Origin of the sequence: Mesorhizobium sp. M4A.F.Ca.ET.020.02.1.1 (genome assembly GCF_004022645.1) — a bacterium.
In the GTDB taxonomy this organism is placed as follows: domain Bacteria; phylum Pseudomonadota; class Alphaproteobacteria; order Rhizobiales; family Rhizobiaceae; genus Mesorhizobium.
This window is the reverse complement of record NZ_RZOI01000937.1, coordinates 1-1,986: the sequence shown is the minus strand read 5'-3', so window position 1 is coordinate 1,986 and position 1,986 is coordinate 1. Positions and strand designations below refer to the sequence as shown.

Below are 1,986 nucleotides of genomic sequence, written 5' to 3'. Positions count from 1 at the left end.
GTGTGATAAAGCTGCCCACATAGTGACATCAGGAGAGCTTTCGCAGTGACTTCGCGCTTTGGTCTTTCGGTCGCCCTGGCGACGCCTTTTCACGCGTCCGGGCAGATCGCGGTTCCCGCGATGGTCGCGCAGGCCAAGGCTTGCCTTGGCGCCGGCTGCGGCAGCGCTACGCTGTTCGGCACCACCGGCGAAGGTGCCTCAATCGGCACCGAAGAGCGGCGCCGCATCATCGAGGCCATGCTTGCCGCCGGCATCCCGGCGCATCAGCTCGTTTCCGGCGTGCTTGTCGATGCGGCCGAAGACGCGGCCGAGCAGGCGCGGCACGCGCTGCAACTGGGCGCCCGCAACATCCTTTTGGCGCCGCCGAGCTATTTCAAGAATGTCGGCGAGGACGGACTGTTCGGATGGTTTGCCGCCGTCTTCGCGGCGCTGGGTCCGCTGGCCCGCGATATCCTGCTCTACAACATCCCGTCGGTCACCATGGTGCCGTTGCCGCTCAGCCTGATTAGCCGGCTGCGCACTGCCTTTCCGAACGTGGTCGCAGGTGTCAAGGATTCGGGTGGCGACTGGAGCTACAGCGAGGCGCTGCTTGCCGCGCATGGCGACCTGGTGATCCTGATTGGCGACGAGCGGCACCTGGCGAGAAGCGTGCGCCGGGGCGGGCAGGGCGCCATTTCCGGCATGGCCAATTTCGTCACCGGCGAGATCCGCGCCATGGCGGTGGAGGGTCGCGACGATGCCCGGGTCGAGAATTTCGTGCTCGAACTGCTCAAATTTCCGGTCATACCGGCGGTCAAGGCGATGCTGGCGCGCCGAACCGGCGATGACGGCTGGCTCGCGGTTCGTCCGCCGCTGGAGCCGACCTCCCAGCAGGGGCGCAAGCAGCTTGCCGCAGCCTATGACCAATTGTTTGCGACAGAGCCGGCCTGACCGGCAAAGGAAGCGCTGAATGGAAGACAGCAGCGAACCGGCGACCCTCAGGGAAAAGGCCTATGCCAGCTTCACCCGGCATTTGCTGGCGCGCGATCTGAGGCCCGGGCAGTTCGTGTCGCAGCGCGAACTGGTTGCCTTCACCGGGCTGCCGCTCGGCGCCATCCGCGAGATCGTGCCGCGGCTCGAAGCCGAGGGCCTGCTCACCACCATTCCGCAGCGCGGCATGCAGATCGCGCATATCGACATCAACCTGATCCGCGAGGCCTTCCAGTTCCGCCTGTTCATGGAGCGCGAGGCGGTGGCGCTGTTCACCGTCAATGCCGCCGATGCCGAGCTCGCCCGTTTGCGGCGCGAGCATGAGGAGATGCTCGCTGAGGCGCTGGCGCAGCCGGCGACGCCGGAGATGGAGGCAAAGGCGCAGGCCATCGACTGGGCCATGCATGACACCTTCATCGACGCGCTGGACAACGAGATCATCGCCAAGGCCTACCTTGTCAATTCGGTGAAGATCCGGCTGATCCACCAGGAGCGGTTCCGCATCGACGGCCGCGTCGTGCCGGTCATGCGCGAGCACCTGGCGGTGATCGAGGCCATGGAAAGCCGCAACCCGCAAAAGGCGGTCGAGGCGATCAGCCTGCACATCGACAATGCGCGCCGGCTGGCGCTGCAGATCTGAGGGAAATGAGCCGCGCCGCGGCAGCGGCGCAATCCACAACGACAGCAACCCGGGAGGAAGAAATGTCGTCCAATCCGTTTACCCCAACCAGAAGGCAGCTGCTTGCCGGAACCGCCGCTCTTGCCGCCGCCGGCCTCGCCGGCCTGCGCCCCGGCTTTGCCGCCGGCGTCGACTGGAAGCGCTTTGCCGGCACCACGCTCGACGTCAATCTGGTCAAGAGCCCGCGCAGCGACACGCTGATAAAATACCTCGCCGAGTTCGAGGAACTGACCGGCATGAAGGTCAATGCCGAAGCGACGCCCGAACAGCAGCAGCGCCAGAAGACGGTGATCGAGCTCAGCTCCGGCAAGCCGAGCTTCGATGTCGTGCATCTCAGC

Annotated in this window: 2 protein-coding genes and 1 pseudogene; all 3 read left to right on the top strand. The window is 65.6% G+C overall.

Features of this window, described 5'->3' with window-relative positions; all coding sequences use genetic code 11:
• Positions 1-45: 45 nt before the first annotated feature.
• Positions 46-930 (top strand): dihydrodipicolinate synthase family protein, encoded by an 885-nt coding sequence (locus tag EN742_RS33345; protein WP_126058033.1) that lies wholly within the window; start codon positions 46-48, stop codon positions 928-930.
• A 19-nt stretch (positions 931-949) separates the two neighbouring features.
• A complete protein-coding gene (locus EN742_RS33340; RefSeq protein ID WP_126058034.1) occupies positions 950-1,609 on the top strand; it encodes a GntR family transcriptional regulator in 660 nt (219 codons plus the stop codon).
• Between the two features lie 62 nt (positions 1,610-1,671).
• Positions 1,672-1,986 (top strand): annotated as a pseudogene (locus EN742_RS33335) (sugar ABC transporter substrate-binding protein); the annotation flags it as partial.